This window comes from Nocardia sp. SYP-A9097 (genome assembly GCF_009649815.1).
Taxonomy (GTDB): Bacteria; Actinomycetota; Actinomycetes; order Mycobacteriales; family Mycobacteriaceae; genus Nocardia.
Genome location: NZ_WJIC01000004.1, coordinates 452,939 through 479,754 on the forward strand (window position 1 = coordinate 452,939; position 26,816 = coordinate 479,754).

Consider the following 26,816-nt stretch of genomic DNA (forward strand, 5'->3'; position numbering starts at 1 on the left):
TCCTGGCTATCGAAGCCGATTCCGCCCGACCGTCGAGTTCGGTAGGGCGGGAAGTACATCGGTGGGTGCATCCAGCGCAACGTGCAGGCGGGTGCAGAAGGCGTCGATGCTGTCGTAGCGAGTGAGAACCTCTTCGAGCAGCCGGTGACCAGCTGTCGCTTCGATCGTGCCGCTCACTTCTGTCCCCTCTCGGAAGTGCTGCCGCGGGTCTGGACTGGCGTTGCCCGGCATTCTGCACCCTGCCCTCGCCCACGGGGCAGCTTCTTCACAGCTATCTATGACTTTCTGTGCCGACAGCACTCTCGATTCGTGTCAGCAGGCGAGGAATCGACCTGCTCGGACCTCGGCGGCCAGTACGGTCCGGCGAAGGGTGAGCTGATCGGGGACACACGGCGGCGCTCAGGTTCGGTTACTCCGCCGCGACCGTTTCGCCTCACCCCGCCGGGTGGATCGCCCAGACTCCCGATCCACCCGGCCCCGCCACCCCATCACCGGTGCAAGACCGGCACGGGAGTTCACCTGCCTGGGCTTGTTCGCCGACCGACATCCGGCGCGAGCCAGCCCGGGTAGAGATTCACTGAGAGGTTGCCAAAACCCGGGTTTCTGGCACAAAAGGTCACTGTTGCGCCGTCTTTCCCCGTCTACAGTGGTCGTCGTCGCCGAGTGCTGGGGGTTCGCCCGGAGATGATGGGTAGGTGTCTCGACTCTGCCGGTCCCAAACGCACATCCCAGCGTTCGGCAATCGAGACCCCTACTCCCACCCAACCGGCCACTTGAAGCTTCACCGACGTGAACGTGCTCGACCATGTCCACCAGTTCGGAGAGCTGATAGATGAATGCCGCGGTTCCCGTTCCCATTGCCTGGCCGAGGAGGGCATCGGCTTCCTTCCACGTCGATGCGTGAACGACGTGCTCGCCCACCCCGTCACGCCGCACACCTCGATGTCTCATCGTGTTTCCTCCTGCAAGGTCGGGTCACCCGGCGCGACCGGCTTCGAACACGCGGGGCACGTCCTCACATGCGTAGATTTCCTGCGAATCCCGATACTGAGACTGGCGCGCGGCGTACTTTGGCTATGCCAGACCCTGCGGTGACGAGCTGGCCCAGTCACCTCACGTAATGGCGGCGACACGTGGTGCGAGTGCGGAACTTCCGGACGAAGGGGCGACTCATGGCAGCCGATGTCGATTTTTGTATCGTGGGCGCGGGTTTCGCGGGATTGACCGCCGCGCTGCGGCTGAAGCAGGCCGGCCGCTCGGTCGCTCTGCTGGAGGCGCGTGACCGGGTCGGAGGTCGCACCTTCACCGAGTTCCTGCCCGACGGGACCTGGATCGATCGCGGCGGCGCGTGGGTCGGCCCCGGGCAGGACCGTATCAAGGCCCTGATGGCTGAATTCAGCGTGACCGAATACAAGGAGTATGTCGACGGCGACGCGATGATGATCGTCGACGGCAAGAAGCACCGTTACTCCGGCACCATTCCCTGGGCGATGAGCCCGTGGGCGATCGCCAACCTCGGAGCTGGCCTGTTCGAGGTCGGGCAGATGTGCAAGTCGATCCCGTTCGACGCTCCGTGGGAGGCCAAGAAGGCCAGCGAGTGGGATCGAATCTCCCTGGGGGAGTGGCTGAGTCGAAATATTCACTCCCATCAGGCGCGCGAGATGCTCGACATGGCGTTCGCCGGCATTTACACCTCGGCCGCCTCGGAGGTGTCGTTGTTGTGGGCGCTGCACCAGATGGGCTCGGGCGGCGGGCCGGTGTTCGTCATCTCCAACAAGGACGGCGCCCAGGACGCCAGGGTGCACGGCGGTATGGGTGCGATCTATGGGCCGATGGCCGCCGAACTCGGTGACGCGCTGCATCTTTCGAGACCGGTGGACCTCATTGCGCAGGACGAGGACGGCGTCAGCGTCCACTCCGAGCGGCTCACCGTCCGCGCTCGGCACGCGATCGTCGCCGTGCCGTTGGCCGTCGCCACGCAAATCGCCTACGAGCCAATGCTTCCCGTCGACCGCGCCTTCCTGCACCGGCGCATGCCCAGTGGTGCCGTCTACAAGATCTCGGTCGTCTACGACACCGCGTTCTGGCGCGCTGACGGCCTGTGTGGACAGTCGGCCGCGCCCGGCAGCCCGGCCACTCTGACCATCGACGCCTGCACGGACACCGGCACTCCTGGCATCATGTGCGTGATCACCGAAGGTCCCGCGGCTCGCAAGCTTGGGCTACTCGATCCGGCGGAACGTAAAGCTGTGGTGATCAACGAACTGGTCGACCGGTTCGGGGCGAAGGCCTCGTCCCCGGTCAGCTACCACGAGCAGAACTGGACGGTCGAGCGCTACTCCGGCGGTGGAATGATCAGTCATGCGCCACCGGGTGTGCTCACCGAGTTCGGTCACGCGCTACGCACCCCGTGCGGGCGGATCCACTGGGCCGGGAGTGAGAGCTCGGCGATCATGTGCGGCTGGATCGACGGTGCGGTGCGGTCGGGGGAACGTGCCGCCGCAGAGGCAATGGCCGCCGAAGGCGTTGTGGCGAGGTAGGTTTCAGCGCCCGGCCCGCCAGCGGGCGATCTCGCGGCCGATCTCTGTGCACGCTGGGCGATGGAAGAACCATTCCTGGCCGATCCGGTACCAGTTGTTGGTGCTCTGCAGGTGTCCCAAGGTGCCGGACGTGAGGAAGTCGGCGCGGCGGGAGAAGACGTGCTCGAGTGGCAGCATCTGGCGCTGTATCCCGGCGTTGCCGGAGACACACCTCGAAGACATCGACTTCAGCGCTGCCCGATTCTCTGGTGCCGTCCGGTTCGAGCGCGCGATCTTCTCCGGCGCCGCCGTGTTCGAGGACGCGACCGCCCGGTCCTGACCGGCCTTGCAGATACCTTCACCCCCAACTGAACCCGCTATTCCGCGTTCAGAACGATGAGCCCGTGCCGCCGAAGGGCCACGGCGGAATCGGCCCGTTGTCGACCACCACATTGTCGTACCGAATCCGGAATCTCGGCGGGTGGCCCAGCGAAGAGGTACTGGAAGGGCCGTAGTTCGGGGGGCACACCGCAACGTCCCAGCTCGTCGTCCAACTCGCTGAAGTAGGCAATGGGATTGCGGAAGCACCCGACCTCTTCGGGTTCGGAACTGTTGCAGGCGATGATGATCTGGAGGGCCGTGTTGTACGCACAGCCCGCCCATTCGCCCGCAGCGTCAGCCCGACCATCGATGAGGTGGTCGAGGGCGTCGGGGATGGACAGATCCCAGAAGATGTCCACCGGCAACTATCCCCTTACGACGGCGCTGGCGCGGGTGCGGGGGGCGGCAGTTCGGGGTTTGGCGCAGGCGGTGGGACAGGCGTATCTGGCTCACGGGCGATCTGGATGAACCTGGCCAGTTGCCATTCATAGCTTTGCGAAGAACCCCGGATGGCGAGGCCGATGTCTTTGCGTACTACCTCGTAGTACTTGCGGCGGGCTTGGCTGGTCGCCTCGACGGCTTCTGGCCACGCCGCGCCGGTGATTCGGCCGACCGCGATCAACTGCAGACTGTAGGCGCTTTCATGCCATGCCCGCGCGGCGGTGATCGCATCCTCGCTCGCGAGCATCAGGACGGATTCCCATCTCATCGTTCTCTCGTGCTCCGCGGCGGCGAGGGCGTCGACACCCTCGTCGAGTGGGAGTTTGTTGCTATCGGGGTGTATTCCCTGGTGTGCGGCAATGCGGACCGAGATACCGATTACCTTTTTCACGGCGTAGGCGTACTCGGTGTAGGCAGTCAGCCTCTTCTCGTCCCAGCGGATCGCTTGGGCTCGGCGCCACCGCGCCCGCTCGGCTGCCGAGGTCGACAGATAGGTCGCAGCGGCACCGAGCAGCACCCCGACCAGCGCAGGTAACTGCTGCAGGAACGCGGTCACCTCACTCACGCCCTGCCGGCGACGATCCGGTGTGATATCTGAACCGCATGGCTCCCCCCTACATCCGGCCGCTCGGGTCCTCCCTACGAATTCTCCCCTCGCAGAGCGGTCTTCGGACAGGCTCGAGAGGAATCCGAAGGTCACAGCCCTGCAAGCAAGGACCTACCCGGCGGTCGGTGTTCGGAACACGATGGTGGGTTCCAGGGATCACCGGTCGAACGCGAACGCTGTTGGCGATCTACCACCATCGCGTGACCTCTACCGGGACAGCCTGGCAGGCAACGGAGTTCTCGCCCAGTCGCCGTTGGCGAGTTTCTCTGCCTTCGCACACCCGACATCCCCCCGAATACACCCATAAGAAGCGGCTGGCACATCGAGTAGATGTCCTCGTATGCACTGTATTCGGCATGCGGGTGCGTTCGGCTGGCCTGCGGCTCGGCCGATCCGAGCCGCCCCGTAAGCGGCATTATCGCTCACTCCCGCTGACTGAAGCCAGACCGGTTTAGCCCGGGCACCCGACGTGAACGCTTTGGTGGTGATGAAAACCCCACGCGCCGCGCCCACGCGAGCACTACGACCGGCCGCGCGCCGCAGTGCTCGCTTCTCGCCAACAGGGTCTACTGCCGAAAGAGATTGTCAGTAGGAGGCATTGGCCCCGTACTCGGCCTGGGCGCGCGTAAAGCCGTCGTACACCAGCTGATCGATCAGTCCGGACCGAGAGAACGAGGTGTACTCGAGGTACTGCTTGGCGCTCTTTGCCGCCTGCTCGTTCCAGTCCACATTCAGGCTGTCCACTGCGAACGTAGCGTCTGCGGTGGAGAAGTCTTCGTACTCGAGCTGGTGAATCAGACCGCTGCGGGAGAAGGCAGAGTAGTCGAGGTACTGCTGGGCAGACCGGATGGCGTTGCGCTGGCTGGAGGTGATGTCCTGCTTGGCCGGGGAGAATTCGACCACGAGTGTCGATACGGGCGCCGCGATATCCGGCTGAGCGACTTCGGCCGCGGCCGCAGCGCCGTTCCCTCCGGGTGCCGCCAGGGCGAGAGCCAGTACGGGGGCGCCGACCAGCCACACCCATTTCTTCTGCTTCTTCGGCGCGTCTGCGGCCGACAGGTAACTGGGCTGTGGGGTGGGGAACGGCTCGACGCGGGTGGGTGTGTTCACGGGTGTCCATTCATCAGGTGATGGGTGGAGCATCATGCAGTCGTGCCATCTGCTGACGTCAGAGTGTTGTTAGCCGGTTAGGTGCGGTGAGTGCCGGTTAGGCACGGGATGTCGGTGGGATGGCAGTTCATGTCCCCTGAGCATCTACGGGACCGCGTCGGCGCGGACTCGGCGTAACACGTCGCCCGGCCGACCGGGTGGCCTGCGTATGTGCTCAGAACCGAACGGCCGGTTGATCTTTCGCCGTGCGGCGCTGTCCGAACTGCGCAGCGCGCTATGCGGCAATAGCGTGCGTTCGGCGGCGCCAAAGGTTGGACCGCAGTGGCGGGTGCCCTCATCGCCGAGCTGATACGCCATCACGCTCTGTCGAAGTCGTGATAGGCAGCAGCCCAGTGGATTTCGTTGCATGCCCGCGTCGGGGGTAGCGCGGTCTGTGCTCTCTCCTGCCGATCTTGCGGTTCAATAGACCTGCGGATATTCTCCGAAGTGAGACCAGTGCTCACAAAGGAGAGTAATGCTCACATCTGCTGATGCACAGGGATATTTGTTGCAGGGTCGAGTAGATCCCGATACCTGAGTGCGTGTACGCGTCGAGACGGCCGTGAACGCGGACTCGGCGACTGTTTTTCGAGTACTGGCGGACTTGCCTCGCTGGCCGGACGTGCGTAAATCGATCACCAAGATGTCGGTCGATGGGCCGATCTCGGCAGGAACGCCGTTCCGATGGACATCGTCTGGCGCGGCCTTGAGGTCTACCTTGGCGGTAGTCACTCCGGGGCAGGAGGTGTCATGGAGGGGAAAATTCCTGTGGTTCACCGCAATCCACCGGAACACGATCATTCCACTGACCGGCAGCACTTCCATGCTCGTTGCCGAGGAGTCGATGAGCGGAGTAGGCATAGGAGTCCTGTACTCGCCATCGAAACTGGAGGACGAGTTGCGAGGGTGGGTCGACGACTTTGCCGACTTTTCGCAGCAAGAGCTGGGTTGACCGGATCGGCCGGTCCGGGGTCCGGTCATCGGCATTATGGTGCGTTCGGCGGACACGCAGGTCGCCGGATGCGTTCACCTGCGGAATGCAGCCTGGAGAATCATTTGGGCATGATCGTCGGCCATGCCTTCAACGTGATGGTCGAACCCCGCCGACAGCTCCTACGCCATCGGCTTCGACACCTACTCCCAGTCCCCGGGAACGAGGACACACCGCTCGATTGAGCGGCCGCGCAGCGCTTTCGGGTCGGCATGTGTGTGGAACGAGCCCGGCCCGCCTCTGAAAGTGAGGCGGGCCGGGCTCGTATTGGATTGTTTTGCTGAGGGTCAGTGGCGGCCGGACTGGTCGCGGGTGGCGGATGCCTGGGGGCGGGAGGCGCGGCGGCGGGCCGGGGCTCCATTCGCGGCTGTCGCGCGATCCTCGGTGCGGGCGGGGCGGCCGTTGCCGGTTGCGGGGGCGCGGTCGGGAGTTGCCGTACGGCGGGCGGTGCTGCCGGTGCGGGGGGCCGGGCCGGCGGTGGCGCGGCGGTCGGCACCATGGGCACCGGTGCCACGGGTGGTGGGGGCGCCGGTGCCGCGGGTGCGGGGAGCGCCCGTGCCACGGGTGGAGTCGGAGCGGCTTTCGGCGGAACCGTTGCGGGGGCTGCCATTTCGGCGTGAGCTGCCGTCGCCGCGGGCGGAGTCGCGGGTGCCGCCGTTGCCGCGTGAGCCGTATTCTCCTGCGCCACGGTCATTGCCGCCGGCGCGGGCCTTGGCCATGCGGGACTGGCTGCCGCGACGGGCGCCGCCACGGCGGGCGGGCTGATCGTCGCGGTCGTCGATGCGGGGGGCGTCGGCGCGCGGGGTCACCAGTGGCGCGATGGGGCCGACCAGGGTGGTGACCGGAGCCGAATTGGCCGTCACCTGTTGTGGTTTGGTGTCGATGCCGGCCTTGCGGAGCAGGAAGGCGACATCCTTGCGCTGCTCGGGGAGCACGACCGTGACCACGTCGCCGGAGCTGCCGGCGCGGGCGGTACGGCCCGAACGGTGCAGGTACGCCTTGTGTTCGGCGGGCGGGTCGACATGGACGACGAGTTCGACATCGTCCACGTGCACGCCGCGTGCGGCCACATCGGTGGCGACCAGGACGCGGGCGGTGCCCTCGGCGAAGGCGGCCAGGTTGCGGTCGCGGGCCGCCTGCGAGAGGTTGCCGTGCAGATCGGTGGCGGGAATGCCCGCGGCCGTCAGCTGCTTGGCGAGGCGGCGCGCGTGATGCTTGGTGCGCATGAAGAGGATTCGGCGACCCTCGCCCGAGGCCAGGGTGTTGACGAGATCGCGCTTGGCGTCCGCGCCATTGACCTCGAACACATGGTGGGTCATATCCGGAACCGGCGAATGCGCCTCGTCCACGCTGTGCGACAACGGATTCCGCATGAACCGCTTCACCAGTTTGTCCACGCCGTTGTCCAGGGTCGCGGAGAACAGCAGCCGCTGCCCATCGGCGGGGGTGGCCGCGAGAATGCGCGTCACGCCGGGCAGGAAGCCCAGATCCGCCATATGGTCGGCTTCGTCCAGCACGGTGATCCGCACCGAATCCAGCGCCACCAGACGCTGTTTCATCAAATCCTCGAGCCGCCCGGGGCACGCGACGACAATATCGACACCGGCCTTGAGCGCCTTGGCCTGCCGATTCTGCGGCACGCCACCGAAAACGGTGGTCACGCGCAATCCGCACGCTTTCACCATGGGCTCCAGCGCAACCGCGATCTGGGTGGCGAGCTCACGGGTCGGCGCGAGAATCAAACCGATCGGCTGCCCCGGCTTACGGGTGCCGCCGCCGGCGGCCAGCCGCTCGACCATGGGAACGGAGAAGGCGAGCGTCTTACCGCTACCGGTCCGCCCGCGAGCGAGCACATCGCGTCCGGCGATCACATCGGTCAGCGTGGCGGCCTGAATGGGCATGGGCGCGAGAATGCCCTCCGCCGCGAGGGCGTCGACCAGTGCGGCGCGCACGCCGAAGTCGGCGAAAGACGCGGTGGGGCTCGTTGAAGAAGAAGTCATAAAGGTTCCTGGTGCCTTTCGAGCATCGGGGTGAATCGCAGGGGCGTGCCGGACTGTTTGTTTGTCCGCACTTGCTGACCTCGCTGCGTGGCCGACGCGAAGAAAAGACATCCACGACGGAGAAGAGTATGCAAGATCGCGCTACTCAACGGCTACAACCATAGCCCAGCGCACGAACATCCCGGCCATTGCCCACCTGTGATGTCGGTTGCTCCCGCCGGGCCTACCTCCCGATCGCGGACAGCAACCACCCGACAACCACATTTCCCGACGCGCCGATCAGATACTGATACACCGCGTTCGAAACCCCATCGATGAACGTCATCGCCCTGCCTGCCCGTCGGTATCAGCCCGCCCGACTACCCGCGAAATCATGGGTACAGATCGGTCTGTTACCTCCGGGCAACCAGTGCTTCCGGGTTCAGCTCGCCAGCGCGGAGTTGATCTTGCGGATGAGTTCGGCGGTGGTCGGATGGGGCCGGCCACCCCGGGTCTGCGCCGCTGTGGCAATGGCGGTGGCAATGGTGCGGCGGAAATTCTCGGCCTCGGTCGGCGACTTCTCGGTGAGCAACCGGATGGATTCGGTGAGCGCGGGGAAGACCAGATCGGCAACCCCTGCCAGTGTGGCGGCCTTCAGATTCGGCTTGGGCTTGTCATTGAGAGCGTGGCCGACCAAACCGGTGGCGGTGCGCAGCGCATTGGCGGCGGAGGTGCTGATCCGGGTGGAGGAGATCATGCCCGGATCGGCGGCGGCCAGCAGAGTGACCACACCGTAGGCGGCGGTCTGCAGGGTGCGGGTGTCTGCCTTGCTGAGGGTGATGGTGCTCATCGGAGTGCTCCTTTGTGGGATTCGGTGCCTTGTTCGGCGTGGTTCCCACGGTGGCCGGGCGCGCTGACAGTCCACTGACAGTGTGCTGATGGGCCATGAAAATAGGGGCATGTGTCGAATAGTGCTGAGGTTGTTCGACTTCTAGGCTGGGGTGCGGCGGTCGGGGCAGCAAGCGAGAAGGGGTAGGTATGTCGGTTTCCAGGAAGTCGGTGGTCTCGGTGGGTGTCGCCGCATTGGCGGGAATGGTGTCGCTGGGCGCGGGGACCGCCTCGGCAGCGGATTCTGCGCTGGTCAATATGAGCTGTATCGGGCTCAGCCCTAACGTCGTCGATGTGCCGTACAGCGCCCAGGTGATCATGTCGCAGTACGGTCTGCCGCCCGGCGTCGCCTCCTTCACCGTGCACACCGGCGCGAGCATCTGGGGCGGTTACGGCACCACCCCGACGCTCACCTGGACCAATACCGCGACGGGAGCGAGCGGCTCGGTGACCGGTTTCTCGCCGATGTCCTCGATGTTCGGCAGCGGCAGCACCGTCTACTTCATGAACCTGCCGACGGGTTCGGGCAATGTGCGCATTGATCTTTCGGTGGTCAACACCGGTTTGATCCCGGTCCCGCCGGTGAACTGCTCGGGAAATATCGACCTCGCGTAGCCCTCAATGAGTCAGGGTGACTTTCGCCAATCCCGAGGGGTGATCGGCGTCTATTCCCAATTCTCGTGAGACGGCGAGTGCGAGTTGCTGGCCCCGAATGGTGGCCAGCACGCACTCGCCCAGATGACCCAGCGCGGGCCAGCCGATCGAGGCTTCGATCGCGGTGCCCGCCAGCACAATCGGCGCGTAGCGGGCGGTGAGTGGTGCGCGCAGTTCGAGGGTGTCGGTATCGGCGGGACCCGAACCCGCCAGCAAAACCGCGGGTGTGCCGGGACCGGTGACCGCGATCGGCCCGTGCCGGAAATCTGCGCTGGAGAAGCCGTGCGCCATGACGCCGGTGGTCTCCTGCAGTTTGAGCGCGGTCTCCAGCGCGGCCGGATAGCAGGCGCTACGGCCGACCACGGCCAGCCGGTCGACGGTGGCCAAGAGTGCGGCGGCGCGGTCCACGGCTTCGGTATCGGCGAGCAGATCGGCTGCGGCCGCGGGCAATTCGGCGGCCGCACGCTGGGTCACACCGCCGGGGCCCAGGCCCGAGGCGATGGCGAGGACCGCCAGCATCTGACCGGTGACCGTCTTGGTGGCGGGCACCGCGCGCTCGGGTCCGGCCTCCAGCGCAACGGTGTAGTGCGCGGTCCGTGCGAGGGCGGAGTCCGGATCATTGGTCACCGCTACGACTTTCGCTCCCGCCGCGACATAGCGCCGGGTCAGATCGACGATCTCCGGCGTGCGCCCGGACTGGGACAGCGCGATCAGCAGCCAGCCCCCGAATCCGGCGGGCTCACGGCCGTAGACCGTGGCCACACTCGGCGCGACCAGGCAGGTGGGCAGCCCGGTCTGCAACTCGACCGCGTATCGACCCAGCAGCGCGGCATTATCGGAGGAGCCGCGCGCCAGGAAGGCGACACCGACCGGCGCACCCGAATCGAAAAGCGCGGCAACGGCATTGCCGATCGAGTTGAAGCGATCCGCGAGCGCGGCGAGCACTCGCGGCTGATCGCGCATCTCGGCTTCCATCAGGCGGCCGAGCCGGGTGGGGTTCATCGGGGTCCTCCAGAGGTGGTCAATCAGTTTGGGGGAGTGGTGGTTTCGGTGTTCAGTGCCAGGGCTACCGCGCCGTGCAGGGAGGCGTCCTCGAGAAAATGCGCGGCACGGAATTCGGGTGGGAAGGCGGTGGCCGAGGTGACCATTTCGGTGAGCGCCGGGAGGATGACATCGGCGGCGGCCATCATTCCGCCGCCGATCACAATGCGCGCGGGGTCGACGAATACCGCGAGATTGGCCAGCGCCATGGCGAGGGTTTCCAGGCTGTGCCGCACGAACTCTTGTGCCCGCGGATCATTGCGGCGGAAGAGTTCGGCACTGGTCACGGGCTCGCCGAGCAGGGCCGAGGCGCGCTGTCCGAGCCCGCGCCCGGCCACCAACTCCTCCAGCGGGGCGTGCCCGGCGGCGACCGCGCCGACCGGAGCGCCGCCGGGATTCATATACCCGATCTCCCCGGCGGCCTGATGCGCTCCCGCAATCACCTGCCCGCCGACAATCAGCGCGGCGGCGATCCCGGTTCCGAGGCTGACATATATCCCGGTATCGATACCGCGCAGCGCGCCGAACCGCAGTTCGGCCAGTGCCGCGGCCCGCACGTCATTGCCGACCCGCACCTCGGGTACGCCGAATTCGCTTGCGAGCCGGGCCGACAGCGCCAGTGTCTCCCAACCGGGCAGATTGGGAGTCAACTGGATGCCGTCGGCCCGGATAATCCCGGGACATACCGCCGCCCATCCGGTGACGGGCAGACCATGCCCCTCACGCGCGGCCTGTTCGAGTCGTCGGACGGTTTCGGCGGTGCGGCCCAGGATGTGGTCGGGTCCGAGGTCCGTCCGGGTGTCCAGGCGTTCGCGCAGCAATATCGTGCCGTGCGAATCAGCGAGCGCGATATCGGTTTTGGTACCGCCGAAATCGACGCCCATGACGGCGAATTCGCTGGCTGCGTGCGGCATTCGGAATCCTCGGTGCGTTCGGGCCGGGCCGCCGCGCAGGTGGCGGCCCGGCGGGGCGAGTCAGTCGGCGACGGTGTCGGCGGGTTCGGGATGCAGGTACTCCTCCTGAATCTCCTTGGGACCGAACGGCCATACGCCCTCGGCGCGCGCCCAGATCAGGAAGGCGATGACGCCCAGCCCGACCCATGCGAGCGACCATTCGATGGGATGCACACCCGGATTCGATTTATCGGCATAGCCGTAGATGGCCAGCCAGCCGACCGCGGCCACCACCGCGGGTAGCGGATACAGGAACATCCTGTACGGGCGCACGAGATCCGGTTGCCGCCTGCGCAATACGATCACGGCGGCGATCTGCGCGAGGGCCTGCACGATCACCATGACGGTGGTGAGTAGCGAAATCAGCACTGTCAGTGGCGGATGCGTGGCCGAGGTGCCGATATGCCGGGCGAGCAGGAATCCGCCCGCGGTGACCACGCCCATGGCGATCAGTCCCAGCACCGGGAACTGATGCTTGGGATGCAGCCGGCCGAACGACTTGAAGAACACCCGGTCGTGCGCGGCGTCGAACGGTACCCGGGAGCCGCCGAGCAGTCCGGTGAAGACCGAGGCGAACGCGGTGATCAGGATGAGCCCGGTGACGACCTGCGCCGCACCCTTACCCATGGTCGTCTCCAATACGGCGGAGGCCACCGAGCGGGATGCCACATTGTCCGGATCGAGCATGTCCTTCCAATTGGTCACGCCCAGTACGCCGATCTGCATGAGCAGATAGATGCACATGACGCCGAGGATGGCGAAGATGATCGAGCGCGGCAGCACCCGGCCCGGATTCTTCAGTTCGGCACCGAGGTACGCGGAGGTGTTGTATCCGAGATAGTCGTAGATGCCGATGGTCAGACCGGAGGCGAAGCCCAGCCAGAAGGTGTTGCTGCCCAAGTCGATTGCGTTATCGGGCCAGTCGAAGGCCATGCTCGCGTGGAAGTGCGTGAAGGAAGCCAGGATGACCGCGGCCACCGAGATGATCATGACCGCCCACATGACGACGGTGATCTTGCCGATGCTGTCCACCCGCCGCCACAGCAGCGCGATCACCAGCGCCACCACCGCGACGCCGACGATATCGCCCTGGGTATTGCTCATGGACGGCCACAGATAGGTCAGGTACTGCACCAGCCCCTGCACCCCGGTGGACATGATGAGCGGGATGAAAAGCATTGCGGTCCAGACGAACAGGAATGGCATGAGCCGTCCGCTGCGGTACTGGAAAGCCTGCTTCAGATAGACGTAGGTGCCGCCCGCGCCGGGCATGGCGGCACCGAGTTCGGCCCAGATGAGGCCGTCGACGAGGGCGAGGACCGCGCCCGCGATGAAGCCGATGACGGCGTGCGGGCCGCCGAACGCGGCGACCATGAGCGGAATCGTGACGAAGGGGCCGATGCCGACCATCTGACTCATGTTGATGGCGGTGGCCTGGAACAGGCCGATTCTTCGGGGGAGTTGACGGGGACCGGACATGGGGCTTCCTCCGGTGGGAGCGGAGCGGGCGAGTGGTTTAGTAAAGTTAAGTTCCTTTACTATTGCCGTCAAGAGGTCGTCAGGATTCGTTTGCCTAGAGTTGATCGGACGACACGAGCGAGAAACGGAAGGCGATGGAAGAAGTCCCCTGGAATCGGCAACGCCTGCGCAGCAATAACGAGTGGTTACTGCTCGAACAGCTACGCAATGCGGGCCCGGCGAGCCGTGCCCAACTCGCCAGGGACACCGGGCTTTCCAAGCCGACCGTGTCCAGTGCCCTTGCCGCGCTACAGCGCAACGGCCTGGTCCGGGAGATGGGCACGATGGTGCCCGAGCGCGGGCGCACCGCCGTGCTCTACGAGCCGGACCCCACCGCCGGATACGTGCTCGGCATCGATATCGGCCGCGCCAACCTGCGCGCGGCAGTCGCCGATCTCTCCGGAAAGGTGCTGGCCCGCACCGATATAGCCAATAAGGCGCGGACCGCCATTGCCGTCGCAGATATCGCCGTGTCGGCCGCCGAGCAGGTGTGCGAGACCGCGGGGGTCACCGCCGATCAGGTGATCCACGCGGCGCTGGGCAGTCCCGGTGTCTTCGACCCGCAGGACGGGCGCATGCACTTCGCGGTGAACCTGCCCGGCTGGGGGCGGGCCGGACTGCTCGACACCATTCGCGAACGCCTGGGCGGACCGGAACTGTCGGTGCACAATGATGCCAATCTGGCGGCCCTGGGGGAGTACGTCTTCGGTGCCGGGCGCGGCAGCCGCCTCTTCGTCTACGTGCTGATCGGTACCGGGCTCGGCGTCGGAATCGTCTCGCAGGGTGAGCTTTTCACCGGTGCGCACGGTGCGGCCGGTGAGGTCGGCTTCCTGCCGACGACTTTCGGCGCGCCCGAGACGGAGGCGCCGCGCCGGGGTGCGCTGGAGGAGGCGGTCTCGGCCGAGGCGGTAGTCAAAGCCGCACGCGCACAAGGCATGACCGGAAGGCTCACCGCCAAACTTGTCTTCGAGCAGGCGCGGGCGGGGCATCCGATCGCCGCGAATGTCGTTCGGCAGGAAGGGGAAAGGGTCGCTTTGGTGGTCGCCGCCGTCACCGCGGTACTGGATCCGGACGTGATCGCCCTGGGCGGTGGACTCGGCCACAGCGCCGACCTCTACCTCGATGAGGTGCGCGCCGCCCTGCAACGCTCCACCCCGCTGCGCCCGCAGGTCGCCTCCAGCGAATTGGGTGATGACGCGGTACTGCTCGGCGCTATCGCCACCGCCCTGCGGATTGCCCGGCCACAGGTATTCGATCGCCGGGCCGGGAACTGAGCTGATCGTCGGCTACTTCGGCACCCGACGCTGTATATCGGCGAACCGCAGATGCTCATCGGCCACTCCGGGCTCTCCAAGCCGCATATCGACTTCGGCATCGACGCTGCCCTGACCAGGGCATACTGCGGATCGCAGGGCCAACTCGGCTGCTGAACCGAATTCTATTCCCGAGCCGCGACGACTTTCGCGCGGCCGGGGAGTCCTAGTTGTCGAGGGTGTTCTGTGCGAGCACCCACTCGACGGTCCTAGGAGTGCCGCATGGGTTCGACAGCCACAGCCACAGCCACAGTCACGGTGGAGCAGGAGCTGGAACTGCTGCGCAGGCCGCTGCTCGCCTACTGCTACCGCATGCTCGGCTCGCTCACCGAGGCCGAGGATGCGGTGCAGGAGGCGATGGTGCGGGCCTGGCGGTCCTCGGGGCGGGTACGCGATCGGGACGGGTTGCGGCCGTGGATGTATCGCATTGCCACCAATGTGTGCATCGACGCCCTCAATGATCGCAAGCGGCGCGCCCTGCCGATGGATCTGACGGCGGCGAGCGATCCACACGGGGATATCGGGCCCGCACTACCGGAATCGACCTGGGTGCAACCATTTCCGAGCGGAGTCGCGGCGGATCCGTCCGAGGAGGCGGTATCGAGCGAATCGGTGCGGCTGGCCTTCATCGCCGCGCTGCAATACCTGCAGCCCCGCCAGCGCGCGGTATTGATTCTGCGAGATGTGCTGTGCTGGAAGGCCGCCGAGGTGGCCGAACTGCTGGACACCAGTGTCGACGCGGTCAACAGCTCGCTGCGGCGGGCCCGGGCCGTGCTGGCCCGGGCACACGCCGAGACACCGGCCGCCGAGCCGATCGACACCGCGCTACTGCAGGACTATGTCTCGGCCTTCCAGCGCTTCGATATCGACGGCATAGTCGCGCTGCTGCACCACGATGTGGTGATCGCCATGCCGCCGCACGCCTTCTGGCTGCGCGGCCGCGAACGGTTCGCGACCTGGATGCGGGTCTCCGATGTGGGCTGCCTGCGCAAGCGCATGGTGCGCACCGAGGCGAACGGCTGCCCGGCGGTGGCCATCTACCAGGAGCGCGGCGGCCGGTATCTGGCCACGGCCATCCAGGTGCTCGAGGTACACGACGGGCGGATCGCGGAAATACATACGTTCTTGCAGGCCGAACTGTTCCCGCACTTCGGGTTGCCGCTCGAAATGATCGGCTAGCGACGAGTTTTCGCGGCCGCACCGGTTGTTCGGAGCATGGTCAATCAAACAATCGCACCGTCGAGAGCGGATCGGGTGCCGCGGCGACTGGTGCCCGCCGCGATTCTCGCCCTCATGTGCGGCGCCCAGTTCATCGTCACCCTCGATATCGCGATCGTGAATGTCGCATTACCCTCCATCCGAACCGATCTCGGACTCGCGCCGAGCGATCTGCAATGGGTCGTCATCACCTACGGGCTCATGCTCGGCGGGCTGCTACTGCTCGGCGGCCGGGCCGCGGATCTGCTCGGTCGACGGCGCATGCTGCTGCTCGGCCTGGGCCTGTTCGCACTGGCCTCACTCACCGCCGGGCTCTCCGATTCCTTTGCGCAGCTGGTGCTTTCACGCGCCGTGCAGGGGGTCGGCGCGGCCTTCACCGCGCCCGCCGCCCTGGCCATTCTGGTGTGGACCTTCCCCGAGGGCGCGGCGCGCACCAAGGCGCTGGGCCTGTTCGGCGCGGCCGGTGGCAGTGCGGCGGCGGTCGGGGTCGTGGTCAGCGGTGCGCTCACCGCCGGGCCGGGCTGGGCATGGATCTTCTTCATCAATGTGCCGATTGTGGCCGTGCTGCTGGCGCTGGTCACGAAATACGTTCCCGCGGACGGGGTCATCCAGCGCGGCCGGGCCGATATCGCCGGTGCGGTCACCGTGACCGGCGGGCTCATGGCCATCGTCTACGGCATCAACAAGAGCGTGGAACGCGGCTGGACCGCACCGTCGACCCTCGGATTCCTGATCGGCGGAGCTTGCGCGCTGGCCGTTTTCGCACTGATCGAACATCGCGCGGCGGAACCGCTGATGCCGCTGAGCATGTTCCGGCGGCCCACCCTCAATGCCGCGAACCTCACCGCCGCAATGGTTTTCGCGAGCTTCTTCGCAACCATTTTCGAGGCGTCCCTGCTCATGCAACAGGGGCTCGGGTACTCGCCGCTGCGCACCGGCGTGGCATACCTCGCGATCGCCGGAACGGCGCTGGTGATGGCGGGTGGCGTGGCCCCGGTGATCCTTGCCAAGGTCGGTGCGGGATGGACGCTCGCGCTCGGAGAGGCTTGTGCCGCAGCGGGATTGGTGTGGCTCGCCCGGGTCCCGGTGCACGCCCAGTACTGGCAGGACCTGTTCCCCGGCTTCCTCGGCCTCGGCGTCGGCGTGGGACTGTCGCTGGTGGCGGTCCAGGTGGCGGCGTTCATCGGCATTCCGGAGTCGGTCAGCGGACTGGCGGGCGGCATGGTCGAGACCGCACGGGAAATGGGCGGAGCGCTCGGCACCGCGATTGTCGCCTCGGTGGCACTGGCGGTCTCGGGCACGGTTGCCGCCATACCGGATCCGGAGGCGCTCACCGCCGGATTCCGCCGGGGCTCGCTGGTCGCCGCCGGGTTCGCCCTCGTCGCCGTGGTCACCGCGCTCACGGTGGTCCGGCGCGCGGAACGGGCGGCGGGGCGCACCGAGGTCGTCCCCGTCGAGGTGCACTAGATTGCCGGCACAGCAAAAGCGCCGCGGGCTTGTCAGCCTGCGGCGCCAGGTGTTTCGGTCGAGAGTCAGGGTCCGGTATTGACCGCCAGCGCGATGACCAATTCCTGTTCGCGCCCCGGCAGATAGTGCACCCGGACCACGCGGCCGATCTGCACCTGGGAGACCTGGGTAGGAGGGAGGAACTTCTCCGTCCGCGCCTCGAAGGTGCTGCCGTCGGGGCGGGTGACAATGAGCGTCAGATCCAGCCGTGGGTAACCGTCGCGGATCTCGCCAGGCACCGCCAGCGCGCTCACCACGGCCTGCGCCGAAATACCATCGCGGGCGATATCCAGCTTGGCCTGGGTGGTGATGCCCTTGCGAATCAGGGCCTGGTTCATGGCATTCTGTGCGGCCGAGGAGTCGCCGGACAGATCCACCTCGACGCGGTCGGTCTGCCCGGGCAGGTAGCGGACCGGCAGCACCACACCGGTGCGCAACAGCGCCAATTCGGTCAGTGGCACGATCATCTTGGCGTAGGACGGGAAGACCTTGCCATCCACGCCCTCGACCCGGAAGTCGATCCGCACCTGCGGCTGATCATTGAGCGAGACACCGGTATTGCGCACCGATTCCACGGTGCCCAGACCCATCAGGGCATTGCGGTATTCGGAGCTGTTATTGCCGGTCAGGGCCGACATGATGCCGTCGCCGCTGAAGGCGAAGGCGATCGGGACAACGGTCAGGGCGATGATCGGCAGGCTCATCTCCCAGCCCACCCAGGCGAACATATCGTCGGAGGTGAGGCCGTGCCACAGGTAGTAGCCGATCGCCAGGATCGAGAAAGCGACTGCGGCGGTCCGGATCTGGTTCTTCATGATGTCCTCGTAATCGGAATTAGGTTTGTAGCGAAGGGGATTGGTCCCGCTCATGCCCGGCGCGGCATGAGCGGGGAGAGGGACCGGGCGCCGCGTGCGAAGAACTACTAGGAGCCGACGATGTTCGCGCAGGCGAAGACGATCTCGAACTTCGAGTTCTTGACTCCGGCAGTCGGATTGGACAGATCCGGTGCGCCGACGCCCTCACCGGTGACGGTGTAGGTATTGCCGTTCTTGACGACCTTGGCGGAACCGCCGGGGACGCCGTTGCCGTAGCCGACCGCGTAGGGCATGCCATTGCCGCCACCCTTGGACCCGGCAATGCCGACCGCCTGCACGGTATTGTCGCCGGTCACCGTCGCGCTCACGCTGAGCTGGCCGTAGGTGGAATTGCCGGTATCGGTGAGGGCCAGTGCCAGGGTGCCGCCCTGCTTCACACAGGTGGTCTCGAACTTGGCGTCCAGGGCCTTACCGTCGACCGAGGCCGCGGACTTGCCGCCCGCCGGGGTAGCGGCGGAGGTCGGGGCACCGGCCGCCGAGGTGGTGGAGTTGGCGGCGGGGGAGCTGGAATTATCGCTGCAGCCGGTGACGAGCAGGGCGGCGGCCGCGGTGGCGGCGAAGGCGGCGGTCAGGCGAATCGACTTGCTGTTCATGGTGTTTCCCAGTTCTTCTCGGTTCGGCTCGCGTTCGGGGCCGATGAGAGAACCGTAGAAAGCGCACCGCGCCCTACCGATCCCAACTTTTGCCGCGCGAATTTCGGACAAACTCCGATAACCTGGGCGAATGCGACGACCGCGGGCCATGGTGCTGGATGAGGTCTGGCGGCGCCTCGATGAGGTCGACGCCCTCAGCGGGCCACACGGCGGGCCACTGCGCCGGACCGTGAAGCTGATCCTGGACCCACTGGTCATCCGGCCGGTGCAGCATCCGCTCTGTGCCGGCTCGATCCTGTCCGCCGACGGCGCGGTCCTGCTCACCGCTCGCGTCAATGCCGCCGCCGATGTCCTGCGCGCCACCGCCGCCTGGTTCACGCTGCTCAAACAGGTGCGGCGGGCACTGCGCATCACCGACGGGAACGCGCAGGACCTCTACTTCCAGCGCTGTTTCGAACTCGCGACCATGTCCGGAATGCCCGATGCTGTCAGTGATCGCGGTGCGGCCGAGGACGCACTCCTGGAAATCCACAATCTGACCGCGGGCCGCACCACGCAGGCCCTGAAGGAGTATCTGGCCGATCCGGACCGCGCCGCCGAACTGGCCGAACTCATCGGAACCGCCTGGCGGCGACGGCCTCTCACCAGCACGGCCGACCACACCGCCACGCTCGGAGACCTGCTCGACGCCTGCGCCGCCGGCCGACTCGGCGAATCCGGCCCCGAGATCGATATAGACGATCTGACGGCCGCGTCGATCGGCACGCACCACGGGATTCGACTCTGGCTCGCCGCGGCCGATGATGCCGGAACGCCGCCCACCGGAATGCCCGAATTCCCTACCGCGCAGCAGCTCGGATTGACGGCGCGGACTGTGCCGCAGCCGCCGCGGGTGGGCGAGTCGGCCTCCAAGGCCGGCCTGGGATTGCCGTTCGACCGGACAATTCACGAACGGGTCTTCACCGTGCTGCAGGCCGCCAGTGAACGCGCCGACCTGCCGCCGATTCCCGAGCTGGTGGATGCCGAGATCGCCCGGTCCTGCGCTCCCTGGGCGCTACTGGACGAATCATTGCGGGTGGCCGCCGCGGCGGGTGCGCTACTCGCCATCCAGTTGCGGCCGATAGTCCACGCGCACAATGGTATTGGTGATGCGGTGGCAGGTCACCCGGGCAACGGTCACGGGTCACGCACACCCGAGGCGGATGCCGTATCCGCCGCCGCGCGCGTGATCAACAATCGCTGGCAGCGCGAAGCGTATGTGCTACAGGCACGCCGGATGATGGTGCGGGCCGAATCGACCGTACCGCTCGACATGGCAGGGGCTCTCGCGCCGAGCGAACCGGCCACAACACTCGAAGCCGGCGGTCCGCTCGGGGTTATCGCGGCCGACCTGCGGGTGCCGTGGCGGCCGTACCTGCGGCGATTGTGGCCACGGGTGCACGGGCGCGATGTGCGGGAGCTGCCGGTGTACGCGGCGGACGAGCTGTGGGACCTGCTCGACGGTGTGGCGCGTTCGGTCATGCTGGATCACCGGATGCGGGTCAAGAAGGTATTGGCGGCGACCGCGGTAGCGGCTGAACTCGATGAGATGGAATCGAGGGCGGGATGACGGAGACCGGAGTGCTCATTCGGCGGCTCGGCGACGGGTTGCGCGGAATCACGCCCGCCGGGGCGGCAACCGTACTGGACGCCGCACCGCGCTTGGATGTCATGGTCCTCGAGGTCGCGGGCGGGCACCTCACCTGGAATGTGCTTGCCGGACCGTCGATTCCGGCCGCGGTTGTCGACGATGTCGAGCTCGCGCAGGAGTGGGTGTGGGCGATCTACGGCGAACGGATCGCCCTTGCCCTCGGCGAAGGGCCGTCCGGTACGTCGGCAACCCTGCCCGGCTCCGCGCGGCAGGCCGCCGATGTCGATGGGGAGTGGCATGGCGCGGCACCGGCGCTGCCCGCGCTCGCGTCGAGTGCGTGGCGACTCGCGTACGCGCACTGGGCTTCTCGGTGGTGGCCTAGCTCGACTCTCGACGGTATCGCCGCGCTCGATCAGCAGTTGCTGAACCGCGATATCGCGGTGCTGACCGAGCAGTGCGAAGCGCTCCTCGACGGCGCGGACGCGATCGGTCCTCCGGTCGGTGCGATACTCGAAAGTCGTCCTCGTGCTTCGGATTACGCGCTCGCCGCAGGCGATGAGGCAGTCGGCGGGTTGATACTGGGTCGTGGCGTTGTCGGCTGGGATTGGCGGCGCTGCCCGCCCGGGCTGGTCGACGCCTCCGAAAAAGCGGTGTCCTGGCAGGTTGTTCGTGATGGCGGGGTGTCCACCATCGCGGTCGCCGCTGTCGCGGCACCGGGCCTGCCCGCCCGGTTGCCCGCGCACCTGCGGCCCTGGGCGCGCATAGCCACCGGCGGTGCGGTGCGGGAGACCGAACTGCGCTCGGCCGACGGTGCTTGGGTCGGTGAAACATCGTTCACGACAACCGGATCGACCGCGCGGGTGGACATCTACGTGCCGGACTTCGGTATCACCTCGACCGGCGATGAGGCCGAATCGCGCCGTCTGATTAGAGAATTCGCCCTTTCCCGCCTGCGCCGCGCCGTTTCCCCGCTGGGTGATGAGGGAGCGGACAGCCCGCTGCTCGCCGAAATCGCCTCCGCCACCGACGATTCGGACTTCTGAGGTGGTCGCCACCACCGGGGGTGGGACGCCGGGAGAATCGGCGGTACTGCGGGCCGGGGCCGAGGCCATGGCCCGCGGGGAGTTGGGGGAGGCGCTGCGGATCTTCGAGGACGCGGCGCTTACCGAGGCCGGCGATATTCGGGTGTGCGCCATGGTGAATGCCGCCGCGGTGACAGACCAATTGGGGGATCACGCGCTGGCGGCCGAGCGGTACCGGGAGGCATTGGCGCAGATGGGGACCGATGCGCCGCGAATGCGACCGGCGGCGCTCATCAATCTGTCGCAGGCGCTGCAGCTGCTCGGGGATCTGGATGGGGCACAGGACGCGCTGGAGCAGGCGCGGGAATTGCTGTCCGGCGATGGTGCGCCGGTGGAGTTGCGGTACGCCTGCCTGGTTTCGTTGACGGCGGTGGCGCTGCATCGGCAGCAGTGGGCGCGGAGTATCGAGATCGCCAGTGAATCCTTGGATGCCGCAACCGGTTTCGCACCCGAACAGGTCGGTCACTCGCTCATGAACCTGGCCGCCGCGCACTTCGAGACCGGGCGCTGGGAGCTGGCGGAGGACTTCGCGGGACAGGCCCTGGCCGCCTTCGCCGCCGCGGGCGATGGCGACGGCATTGCCGAGACCCGCCAGAATATTGCCGTAATGTTCACTCGCGCAGGACGATTCGATGAGGCGGAGCCACTGCTGGCGACCGCCCAGGACTACTTCGAGACCTCCGGCCATTCTCACCGTGCCGGAATCGGCTGGAAGGTCATGGGTTTGATCGCCGAACGCCGGGATCAGCCTTATGCGGCGGAGGTGCATTACCGGCGCGCCCTGGAACGCTTCGAGGAATCCGGGGTGATCGTGGACGCCGCCGACGTGCGCACCCGCCTGGCCACCGTGGCATTCAATGCCGGGCGCTACGCCGAGGGTGAGGCCGAATTGGCCACCGCTCGAACGATTTACGCAGAGCACGGGCTCGGTCTGCTTTGCGCCCAGGTCGACTACTGGCACGCCGGTTTGGTGGAGCCGCTGCTGGAGGCCAACCCCGCCTTGCTCCCACAGGCCGTCGATCTGGCCGTCCCGGCGGCCTTGGCCCTGGATGCGGTCCGCTATGAACTGCCCGATGGCGCACAGCGCGAAACCTGGAACCGCCGCATGGCCGATCCGGCCATGCGCCTGGCATTTCGCTACTCGTACCTCGCCGGTGATGTGGATCTCTTGGCCGACCTGATCGAAACAGCGTGCGCTGGAACAACTCTCGACATCGACCGGCTGGCAGGGCAGCCCACGCGCCTACCTCTGGACACCTTGGACCCGCTGGAACCACTGCCGTCGAATCCGGGCCCGCTCAACGACGCGTTGCAACTCGGCAATGCCCTGGCAGCGGTAGCCGCGCGCGCCGGACTACCCGTCGCCCTCCCGCCGCGGGTAGCCGTCGCCCCGGATGGCCGTATCGCCCTGGATGTCTGGATAACCGCCGCCGAACAACGCTACGGCCGGGCCCTGCGCGATAGCCGCGTGGTGCGGGCATGACCGGTTATTTCACCCACTACGAGCACCGAGGGGTGCCATGGTGACCGGTGCGCAGCCCACGGTCTACGTGCGGATGGCAGACGCCGGCGATCTGTTCGTCTCCTGGCGGTGGGAGAACGACGGTGGGGCAGCGGGAATTTGGGCAATCCCCGAGGCGCAGGTAACCGCGGCGGTGCACAGGTTCGCGGCCGCGCTGCCCGCCGCCGGTGCGGTCGGCAGGCTCGAATCTGCGCTCACCACAGGCGAATTGGCAGCGCTCGAATCGGAAGAGAAACTGGCGCAGTACCTGTCGGCGACCTTCCTGCCGTATCAGCTTGCGGTGCGGCTGTACGAGCTACACGTACAGGGTGTGCGGCCGCGCATTCGGATTCAGCCCTCGCCGCGGGTGGCGCAGATTCCCTGGGAATTGATCGCCCCCGATACCGATGTGCGGCTGGTGGATATCGCCGAGGTGAGCCTGCTCGCCCCGCCGGGCATCGTGCACGCCCCCGCGCGCATCGGCCGATCCTGGACGGACACAAGGGATTTGCCGGTGGTCGCCGTGCTGGACCCACGCGTTCCCGGGTTCCGGGCGGACTCGGCGCTCGGTTCGGTACTCGGCCGAATGGACGAGACCGCACCATTGGCCACCCTGGTCGCCGCGTATGTGACGCGAGATCGGCTGGTGCCCAAGGTGAGTGATCCGCTCACCGCCTTCCGCCGCACAGATGTCGACCGAGCCTGGCTGGGCGAAGCCCTACGCGCGGGCGCCTCCCGGCTCCTCTACATCGGACACGTGACTGCGGCGGCCCCCGACTCCGGCCAGAGCGAGGCGGCCACAATGCATTTGGCCTGCACCGCCGAGACCCTCGGCTTCGCCCCCGCCCAACGCGATCATCGCCCCCTCTCCGCCCGTGACTTGCTCCTGGGCACCTATACCCTCTCCGACAACCCCCGCACCGGCCCGCAACTCTGGCCCATCCCCAGCCGAGTAGCCCTCATCGCCTGCGAGAGCGGCGGCGACCTCCGCTTCGGCGAGGCCCTCGGCCTGGTAGCCGCAATGCTCACCGGCGGAGCCGAACTGGTCACCGCCGGCCGCTGGATCCTGCCCACAGACCTGGCCTTCCAACGCCTGGGCGGCGCACCCCCGACCAGCCACCCTCTCCAAGACGCCGTCTGCGCCATCGACGCCGCCCACGAACACCCCGACCCTGTTGCCGCCCTCAACAATTGGCAACGCGCCCGCCTCGCCGCCTGGCGCGAATCCGGCAATATCGAACACTCGCCCCTGGTCTGGTCCGCCTTCGCCACCGTCGACGCCCGCGCCTAGGCCGTCGCCGCCCGGACTCCCAGCCGCTTGCCAGGTGACTCCGATGGACCTGTGAGGAATGAGTCGTTCGATAGGTGGATGACTCGCACTGCAGTAGTAGCCCGAATCGCCGCGGTCGGTATTTTCGCCGCCGTACCCCTTGCCGCGCTGGCCATTCCGGCCGGCGCGGACGCGAATGTGTCCGCTCCCAGCGATATCAGCCGCCCCGGTCATCACGATGACTGGGATCATGGCGACTGGGATCACCATGGGGACTGGGACCATCGCGGCGACTGGGATCGCCACGACCGCCCGGATCGCTGGAACAACTTGCCCCCGCTGCCGCCGATGCCGTTCTGCACCGGCTCCTTCGGCTGCTGACATCCCCGCTCTCATAACCGGCCCAGCGCCCATAACCGGCGGAGCCCCTCTCGAAGAATCGAGAGGGGCTCCGTTTTGCTGTATGACTCCTATTGCGCGCGACCGCAATTGGAGCAGAAGGCGGTGCCCGCCTGGATCTGATGGCCGCAGCCGGTGCAGTTGGTACGCAGGTCCAGCGCGGTGCCGCAGGAGCCGCAGAATCGGCCGCCGGTGGTATTCGCCGCGCAGGTGGGGCAGGTGACGCGGCTCGGCACCGACATGTCCTGGTTTTGCGTCCAGTCCTGCTGGTTGGCCGCATCGCGGAACTGCGAGCCGCGTGCCTCGGCCTGCGCCTGCGCCAGTTGATGCGCGGCCATGGGGGAGCAGCGGGTGCACTGGCCGACATGATCGTTCCAGCAGATCCGGGCGCAAACCCAGGAGCCGCACCCCGCGCAGAGCCGGAAATCGTCCTTCACCAGGTCGACGGCCTTGGTGAACGCCTTGTCCTTGGTGGCCGAAGCCGCACCGCCACTCCAGGTATTGGAGAAATCGTCGGCCGCGTTGGATACCTTGTGGATCGTCTTGGAGTAGTCGCCGAACAGATCTCGCAATACCCGCAGTACACCGCGCCCGCGTGAGAGATAGTTCTGCTCGAACGGCGACCGGTACGCGGTATTACAGCGATCGCAATGGAACTCCCACTGGAAACCATTGTCGTTGGAATTGTCGGAGTAGGAGCTGGTGAAGACGACCGGTGCGGTCATGGCGGGAGTAATTCCTTTGCAGCTCAGCGAAGTTCGAACGTATGCGACCGGAGCCCCCGGGCCACGTGTCGTCAGGTTCATATCGCATGGCGTGCGGGGTCCGCAACAGGAGGGACGAATGCGGACACCACGCCCGCCCCGAGAATCAGCGCCCCAGTAAGTCGGGGGTTACGAATCGATAACGGGCCAGCCGTCCTGCCGATGTGCGGGATGGGACTTCGGGAGAGGTGGATGGTGTGTTTCGGATTGTGACAGTCGGTGTGGTTGCCGCGATTACGGCGGGTTTACTGCTGGTCGGGCAACCCGCCGTGCGGGCTGACCCCGCACAGCAGCAGTGTGAGGTGAGTAGCGGGCGCACCCCGCAGAGCGCGAATCCGGAAGAGGTGGGCCTGGATTCGGCGGCGCTACAGCGCGCCGTCGACTTCGCGGCCGACCCGTCGCGGTTCACCGTGCAGATCTTCCGGAACAACTGCCTGGTCGCGGGCGGGCCCAATAACAAGCGCGCGGGCGGTATGGCGTGGAACCTGTGGAGCAGCACCAAGAGCGTGGTGTCGCTGGTGGCCGGTGCGGCCGTCGATGCGGGACTGCTGCGCCTGGACAGCGCGATTGACGCCTATCTGCCCGCGGGACTGGGTGATTCGGCGCATCGGGCGATCACCGTGCGCAGCCTGCTCACCGAGACCTCCGGAATGCAGGTGGCCGTCGCCTCGGAGGGTGTCACCGGGCTGGTGCAACTCGACCCGAATGTGGTGGCGCAGGCCCTGGCCATGCCCATCGTGCATCCGCAAGGCACCCAGTGGCAGTACAGTCAGCGCGCGGTGGACCTGCTGGTGTATGTGGTGCAGCAGGCGGTGATGGAGGACTTCCAAGCCTTCGCGCAGCGGAAACTGTTCACGCCCTTGGGAATCGAGCGCACCGACTATCATTGGGCGCGCGATCGCAGTCAGAACACCTACGGGTACGCGCACCTGGTGCTGCCGCCGGACGACTTCGCCAAACTCGGCCTGTTGATCGCGAATCACGGGGATTGGCATGGCACACAGGTGATCTCGGCCGATTATCTGACCCGGGCCACCACCGCGACCGCCGCCAACGACTGCTACGGCTTCCTGTTCGTGGTGAACGGCCCCGACTGCGGTTCCATCTTCCCCGGCATGCCCGCCGACGCCATACAAATGTCGGGAATGATGCGGCAGGACAATACGATTGTGCCGAGTCTGGGACTGCTGGTCAGCTGGACCGGTGTGACCGTGCCCGGTGGTTCGGTCAGCTTCCCGCATGATGTGTTGCGCGCCTTGACCTTCGCGTTCCGTGATCCGGTCCTGGCCGATCCGGGTCCGTACGAGGAGCATCCGGATATCAGCCTGGCGGATCCGATGATCTCCAATCCGACGGCCACCCTCGCCGCGCTGGGTCTGGGGCCGATGGCCTATCCGGGATGCGGGCTGCTGACCTGTCTCGACAAACCCCTCGCGCCGCCGGTGTCGGATTGGCCGCCGGGCTGCTACATAGTCGGCTGCTTCGGAACCGATCCGGCGACTCCCGGCATCCGATAGGCCGCCCGCGGGATGACTCGCCGGTCA

25 protein-coding genes and 1 pseudogene are annotated in these 26,816 nt (G+C 66.7%); 13 read left to right on the forward strand and 13 right to left on the reverse strand.

Annotation, left to right across the window (positions count from 1 at the left end; genetic code table 11):
• Positions 1 to 6: 6 nt before the first annotated feature.
• The gene (locus tag GFY24_RS12240) at positions 7 to 177 is read right to left on the reverse strand and encodes a hypothetical protein (protein WP_153805103.1); all 171 of its coding nucleotides are present in this window, start codon (positions 175 to 177) and stop codon (positions 7 to 9) included.
• 995 nt (positions 178 to 1,172) lie between these two features.
• Between GFY24_RS12240 and GFY24_RS12245 the strand changes: the two genes are divergently transcribed.
• Positions 1,173 to 2,540: an FAD-dependent oxidoreductase gene (locus GFY24_RS12245; protein ID WP_153805104.1), complete on the forward strand. Its 1,368-nt coding sequence runs from the start codon at positions 1,173 to 1,175 to the stop codon at positions 2,538 to 2,540.
• Positions 2,541 to 2,543: 3 nt separating this feature from the next.
• On the opposite strand, the pseudogene GFY24_RS12250 reads toward GFY24_RS12245, so the two are convergent.
• A pseudogene (locus GFY24_RS12250) lies at positions 2,544 to 2,735 on the reverse strand (AarF/ABC1/UbiB kinase family protein); the annotation flags it as partial.
• Here GFY24_RS12250 and GFY24_RS43675 point away from each other — a divergent pair.
• Positions 2,671 to 2,859, forward strand: coding sequence for a pentapeptide repeat-containing protein (locus GFY24_RS43675; protein WP_375336027.1), 189 nt, complete (start codon positions 2,671 to 2,673; stop codon positions 2,857 to 2,859). The pseudogene GFY24_RS12250 and the gene GFY24_RS43675 sit on opposite strands and share 65 nt — an antisense overlap.
• 37 nt (positions 2,860 to 2,896) lie before the next feature.
• Here GFY24_RS43675 and GFY24_RS12255 read toward each other — a convergent pair whose 3' ends face one another.
• The 3 genes from GFY24_RS12255 to GFY24_RS12265 form a co-directional block, all read right to left on the reverse strand.
• Positions 2,897 to 3,259: a hypothetical protein gene (locus GFY24_RS12255; RefSeq protein WP_153805105.1), complete on the reverse strand. Its 363-nt coding sequence runs from the start codon at positions 3,257 to 3,259 to the stop codon at positions 2,897 to 2,899.
• 14 nt (positions 3,260 to 3,273) lie between these two features.
• Positions 3,274 to 3,897, reverse strand: coding sequence for a hypothetical protein (locus GFY24_RS12260; protein ID WP_194852834.1), 624 nt, complete (start codon positions 3,895 to 3,897; stop codon positions 3,274 to 3,276).
• Between the two features lie 636 nt (positions 3,898 to 4,533).
• Entirely contained in the window at positions 4,534 to 5,058 is a 525-nt protein-coding gene (locus tag GFY24_RS12265; protein WP_309230758.1) for an Ltp family lipoprotein, read from the reverse strand.
• A gap of 577 nt (positions 5,059 to 5,635) precedes the next feature.
• Here GFY24_RS12265 and GFY24_RS12270 point away from each other — a divergent pair.
• Positions 5,636 to 6,049, forward strand: a complete 414-nt coding sequence (locus tag GFY24_RS12270; protein WP_153805106.1) for an SRPBCC family protein — start codon at positions 5,636 to 5,638, stop codon at positions 6,047 to 6,049.
• A gap of 326 nt (positions 6,050 to 6,375) precedes the next feature.
• On the opposite strand, the gene GFY24_RS12275 is transcribed toward GFY24_RS12270, so the two are convergent.
• Both GFY24_RS12275 and GFY24_RS12280 read right to left on the reverse strand, forming a co-directional pair.
• Positions 6,376 to 8,088 (reverse strand): DEAD/DEAH box helicase, encoded by a 1,713-nt coding sequence (locus GFY24_RS12275; RefSeq protein ID WP_153805107.1) that lies wholly within the window; start codon positions 8,086 to 8,088, stop codon positions 6,376 to 6,378.
• Positions 8,089 to 8,509: 421 nt separating this feature from the next.
• Positions 8,510 to 8,917, reverse strand: a complete 408-nt coding sequence (locus tag GFY24_RS12280; protein ID WP_153805108.1) for a hypothetical protein — start codon at positions 8,915 to 8,917, stop codon at positions 8,510 to 8,512.
• 188 nt (positions 8,918 to 9,105) lie between these two features.
• Here GFY24_RS12280 and GFY24_RS12285 point away from each other — a divergent pair, with 188 nt between their 5' ends.
• Positions 9,106 to 9,570: a hypothetical protein gene (locus GFY24_RS12285; protein WP_153805109.1), complete on the forward strand. Its 465-nt coding sequence runs from the start codon at positions 9,106 to 9,108 to the stop codon at positions 9,568 to 9,570.
• A gap of 3 nt (positions 9,571 to 9,573) precedes the next feature.
• On the opposite strand, the gene GFY24_RS12290 is transcribed toward GFY24_RS12285, so the two are convergent.
• The 3 genes from GFY24_RS12290 to GFY24_RS12300 are packed head-to-tail and all read right to left on the reverse strand — an operon-like array spanning position 9,574 to position 13,082.
• On the reverse strand, positions 9,574 to 10,611 hold the full coding sequence (locus GFY24_RS12290) for an SIS domain-containing protein (protein WP_153805110.1): 1,038 nt from the start codon (positions 10,609 to 10,611) through the stop codon (positions 9,574 to 9,576).
• Between the two features lie 23 nt (positions 10,612 to 10,634).
• Entirely contained in the window at positions 10,635 to 11,564 is a 930-nt protein-coding gene (locus GFY24_RS12295; protein ID WP_153805111.1) for an ROK family protein, read from the reverse strand.
• 60 nt (positions 11,565 to 11,624) lie between these two features.
• On the reverse strand, positions 11,625 to 13,082 hold the full coding sequence (locus tag GFY24_RS12300; RefSeq protein WP_153805112.1) for an APC family permease: 1,458 nt from the start codon (positions 13,080 to 13,082) through the stop codon (positions 11,625 to 11,627).
• 134 nt (positions 13,083 to 13,216) lie between these two features.
• Here GFY24_RS12300 and GFY24_RS12305 point away from each other — a divergent pair, with 134 nt between their 5' ends.
• The 3 genes from GFY24_RS12305 (at position 13,217) to GFY24_RS12315 (ending at position 17,119) form a co-directional block, all read left to right on the forward strand.
• The gene (locus GFY24_RS12305; protein WP_153805113.1) at positions 13,217 to 14,395 is read left to right on the forward strand and encodes an ROK family protein; all 1,179 of its coding nucleotides are present in this window, start codon (positions 13,217 to 13,219) and stop codon (positions 14,393 to 14,395) included.
• 261 nt (positions 14,396 to 14,656) lie between these two features.
• Complete coding sequence (locus GFY24_RS12310) at positions 14,657 to 15,613, forward strand: RNA polymerase subunit sigma-70 (protein ID WP_153805114.1); 957 nt, start codon at positions 14,657 to 14,659, stop codon at positions 15,611 to 15,613.
• 36 nt (positions 15,614 to 15,649) lie between these two features.
• Positions 15,650 to 17,119, forward strand: coding sequence for an MFS transporter (locus GFY24_RS12315; protein ID WP_153805115.1), 1,470 nt, complete (start codon positions 15,650 to 15,652; stop codon positions 17,117 to 17,119).
• Between the two features lie 65 nt (positions 17,120 to 17,184).
• On the opposite strand, the gene GFY24_RS12320 is transcribed toward GFY24_RS12315, so the two are convergent.
• Together GFY24_RS12320 and GFY24_RS12325 are read right to left on the reverse strand one after the other, a co-directional pair.
• Positions 17,185 to 17,973 (reverse strand): hypothetical protein, encoded by a 789-nt coding sequence (locus tag GFY24_RS12320; protein ID WP_153805116.1) that lies wholly within the window; start codon positions 17,971 to 17,973, stop codon positions 17,185 to 17,187.
• 107 nt (positions 17,974 to 18,080) lie between these two features.
• Positions 18,081 to 18,626, reverse strand: a complete 546-nt coding sequence (locus GFY24_RS12325) for a lipoprotein LpqH (protein ID WP_153805117.1) — start codon at positions 18,624 to 18,626, stop codon at positions 18,081 to 18,083.
• Positions 18,627 to 18,774: 148 nt separating this feature from the next.
• On the opposite strand from GFY24_RS12325, the gene GFY24_RS12330 reads away from it, so the two are divergent.
• The 5 genes from GFY24_RS12330 (at position 18,775) to GFY24_RS12350 (ending at position 24,490) form a co-directional block, all read left to right on the forward strand.
• Positions 18,775 to 20,235 carry a hypothetical protein gene (locus tag GFY24_RS12330; RefSeq protein ID WP_153805206.1) on the forward strand — a complete coding sequence of 487 codons (1,461 nt, stop codon included), beginning with the start codon at positions 18,775 to 18,777 and terminating at the stop codon, positions 20,233 to 20,235.
• A complete protein-coding gene (locus GFY24_RS12335) occupies positions 20,232 to 21,299 on the forward strand; it encodes a hypothetical protein (protein ID WP_153805118.1) in 1,068 nt (355 codons plus the stop codon). The genes GFY24_RS12330 and GFY24_RS12335 overlap by 4 nt, the downstream gene beginning before the upstream one ends.
• Positions 21,300 to 21,366: 67 nt before the next feature.
• The gene (locus GFY24_RS12340; RefSeq protein ID WP_228566248.1) at positions 21,367 to 22,821 is read left to right on the forward strand and encodes a tetratricopeptide repeat protein; all 1,455 of its coding nucleotides are present in this window, start codon (positions 21,367 to 21,369) and stop codon (positions 22,819 to 22,821) included.
• Between the two features lie 37 nt (positions 22,822 to 22,858).
• Entirely contained in the window at positions 22,859 to 24,130 is a 1,272-nt protein-coding gene (locus GFY24_RS12345; RefSeq protein ID WP_153805120.1) for a hypothetical protein, read from the forward strand.
• Between the two features lie 78 nt (positions 24,131 to 24,208).
• Positions 24,209 to 24,490, forward strand: coding sequence for a hypothetical protein (locus GFY24_RS12350; protein ID WP_153805121.1), 282 nt, complete (start codon positions 24,209 to 24,211; stop codon positions 24,488 to 24,490).
• An 89-nt stretch (positions 24,491 to 24,579) separates the two neighbouring features.
• Here the strand turns inward: GFY24_RS12350 and GFY24_RS12355 are convergent, their stop codons facing one another.
• Positions 24,580 to 25,233: a zinc ribbon domain-containing protein gene (locus GFY24_RS12355; protein WP_194852835.1), complete on the reverse strand. Its 654-nt coding sequence runs from the start codon at positions 25,231 to 25,233 to the stop codon at positions 24,580 to 24,582.
• A gap of 236 nt (positions 25,234 to 25,469) precedes the next feature.
• On the opposite strand from GFY24_RS12355, the gene GFY24_RS12360 reads away from it, so the two are divergent.
• Positions 25,470 to 26,789, forward strand: a complete 1,320-nt coding sequence (locus GFY24_RS12360; protein ID WP_309230760.1) for a serine hydrolase — start codon at positions 25,470 to 25,472, stop codon at positions 26,787 to 26,789.
• Positions 26,790 to 26,816: the final 27 nt, after the last annotated feature.

Bases quoted from the DNA above. Each gene is read 5' to 3' on its own strand.
- GFY24_RS12355 (WP_194852835.1), bottom strand. From the start codon at position 25,233: ATGACCGCACCGGTCGTCTTCACCAGCTCCTACTCCGACAATTCCAAC.
- GFY24_RS12295 (WP_153805111.1), bottom strand. From the start codon at position 11,564: ATGCCGCACGCAGCCAGCGAATTCGCCGTCATGGGCGTCGATTTCGGC.
- GFY24_RS12275 (WP_153805107.1), bottom strand. From the start codon at position 8,088: ATGACTTCTTCTTCAACGAGCCCCACCGCGTCTTTCGCCGACTTCGGC.
- GFY24_RS12320 (WP_153805116.1), bottom strand. From the start codon at position 17,973: ATGAAGAACCAGATCCGGACCGCCGCAGTCGCTTTCTCGATCCTGGCG.
- GFY24_RS12340 (WP_228566248.1), top strand. From the start codon at position 21,367: ATGGCCCGCGGGGAGTTGGGGGAGGCGCTGCGGATCTTCGAGGACGCG.
- GFY24_RS12325 (WP_153805117.1), bottom strand. From the start codon at position 18,626: ATGAACAGCAAGTCGATTCGCCTGACCGCCGCCTTCGCCGCCACCGCG.
- GFY24_RS12335 (WP_153805118.1), top strand. From the start codon at position 20,232: ATGACGGAGACCGGAGTGCTCATTCGGCGGCTCGGCGACGGGTTGCGC.
- GFY24_RS12345 (WP_153805120.1), top strand. From the start codon at position 22,859: ATGGTGACCGGTGCGCAGCCCACGGTCTACGTGCGGATGGCAGACGCC.
- GFY24_RS12290 (WP_153805110.1), bottom strand. From the start codon at position 10,611: ATGAACCCCACCCGGCTCGGCCGCCTGATGGAAGCCGAGATGCGCGAT.
- GFY24_RS12285 (WP_153805109.1), top strand. From the start codon at position 9,106: ATGTCGGTTTCCAGGAAGTCGGTGGTCTCGGTGGGTGTCGCCGCATTG.
- GFY24_RS12330 (WP_153805206.1), top strand. From the start codon at position 18,775: ATGGTGCTGGATGAGGTCTGGCGGCGCCTCGATGAGGTCGACGCCCTC.
- GFY24_RS12300 (WP_153805112.1), bottom strand. From the start codon at position 13,082: ATGTCCGGTCCCCGTCAACTCCCCCGAAGAATCGGCCTGTTCCAGGCC.
- GFY24_RS12280 (WP_153805108.1), bottom strand. From the start codon at position 8,917: ATGAGCACCATCACCCTCAGCAAGGCAGACACCCGCACCCTGCAGACC.
- GFY24_RS12350 (WP_153805121.1), top strand. From the start codon at position 24,209: ATGACTCGCACTGCAGTAGTAGCCCGAATCGCCGCGGTCGGTATTTTC.
- GFY24_RS12305 (WP_153805113.1), top strand. From the start codon at position 13,217: ATGGAAGAAGTCCCCTGGAATCGGCAACGCCTGCGCAGCAATAACGAG.
- GFY24_RS12245 (WP_153805104.1), top strand. From the start codon at position 1,173: ATGGCAGCCGATGTCGATTTTTGTATCGTGGGCGCGGGTTTCGCGGGA.
- GFY24_RS12310 (WP_153805114.1), top strand. From the start codon at position 14,657: ATGGGTTCGACAGCCACAGCCACAGCCACAGTCACGGTGGAGCAGGAG.
- GFY24_RS12315 (WP_153805115.1), top strand. From the start codon at position 15,650: ATGGTCAATCAAACAATCGCACCGTCGAGAGCGGATCGGGTGCCGCGG.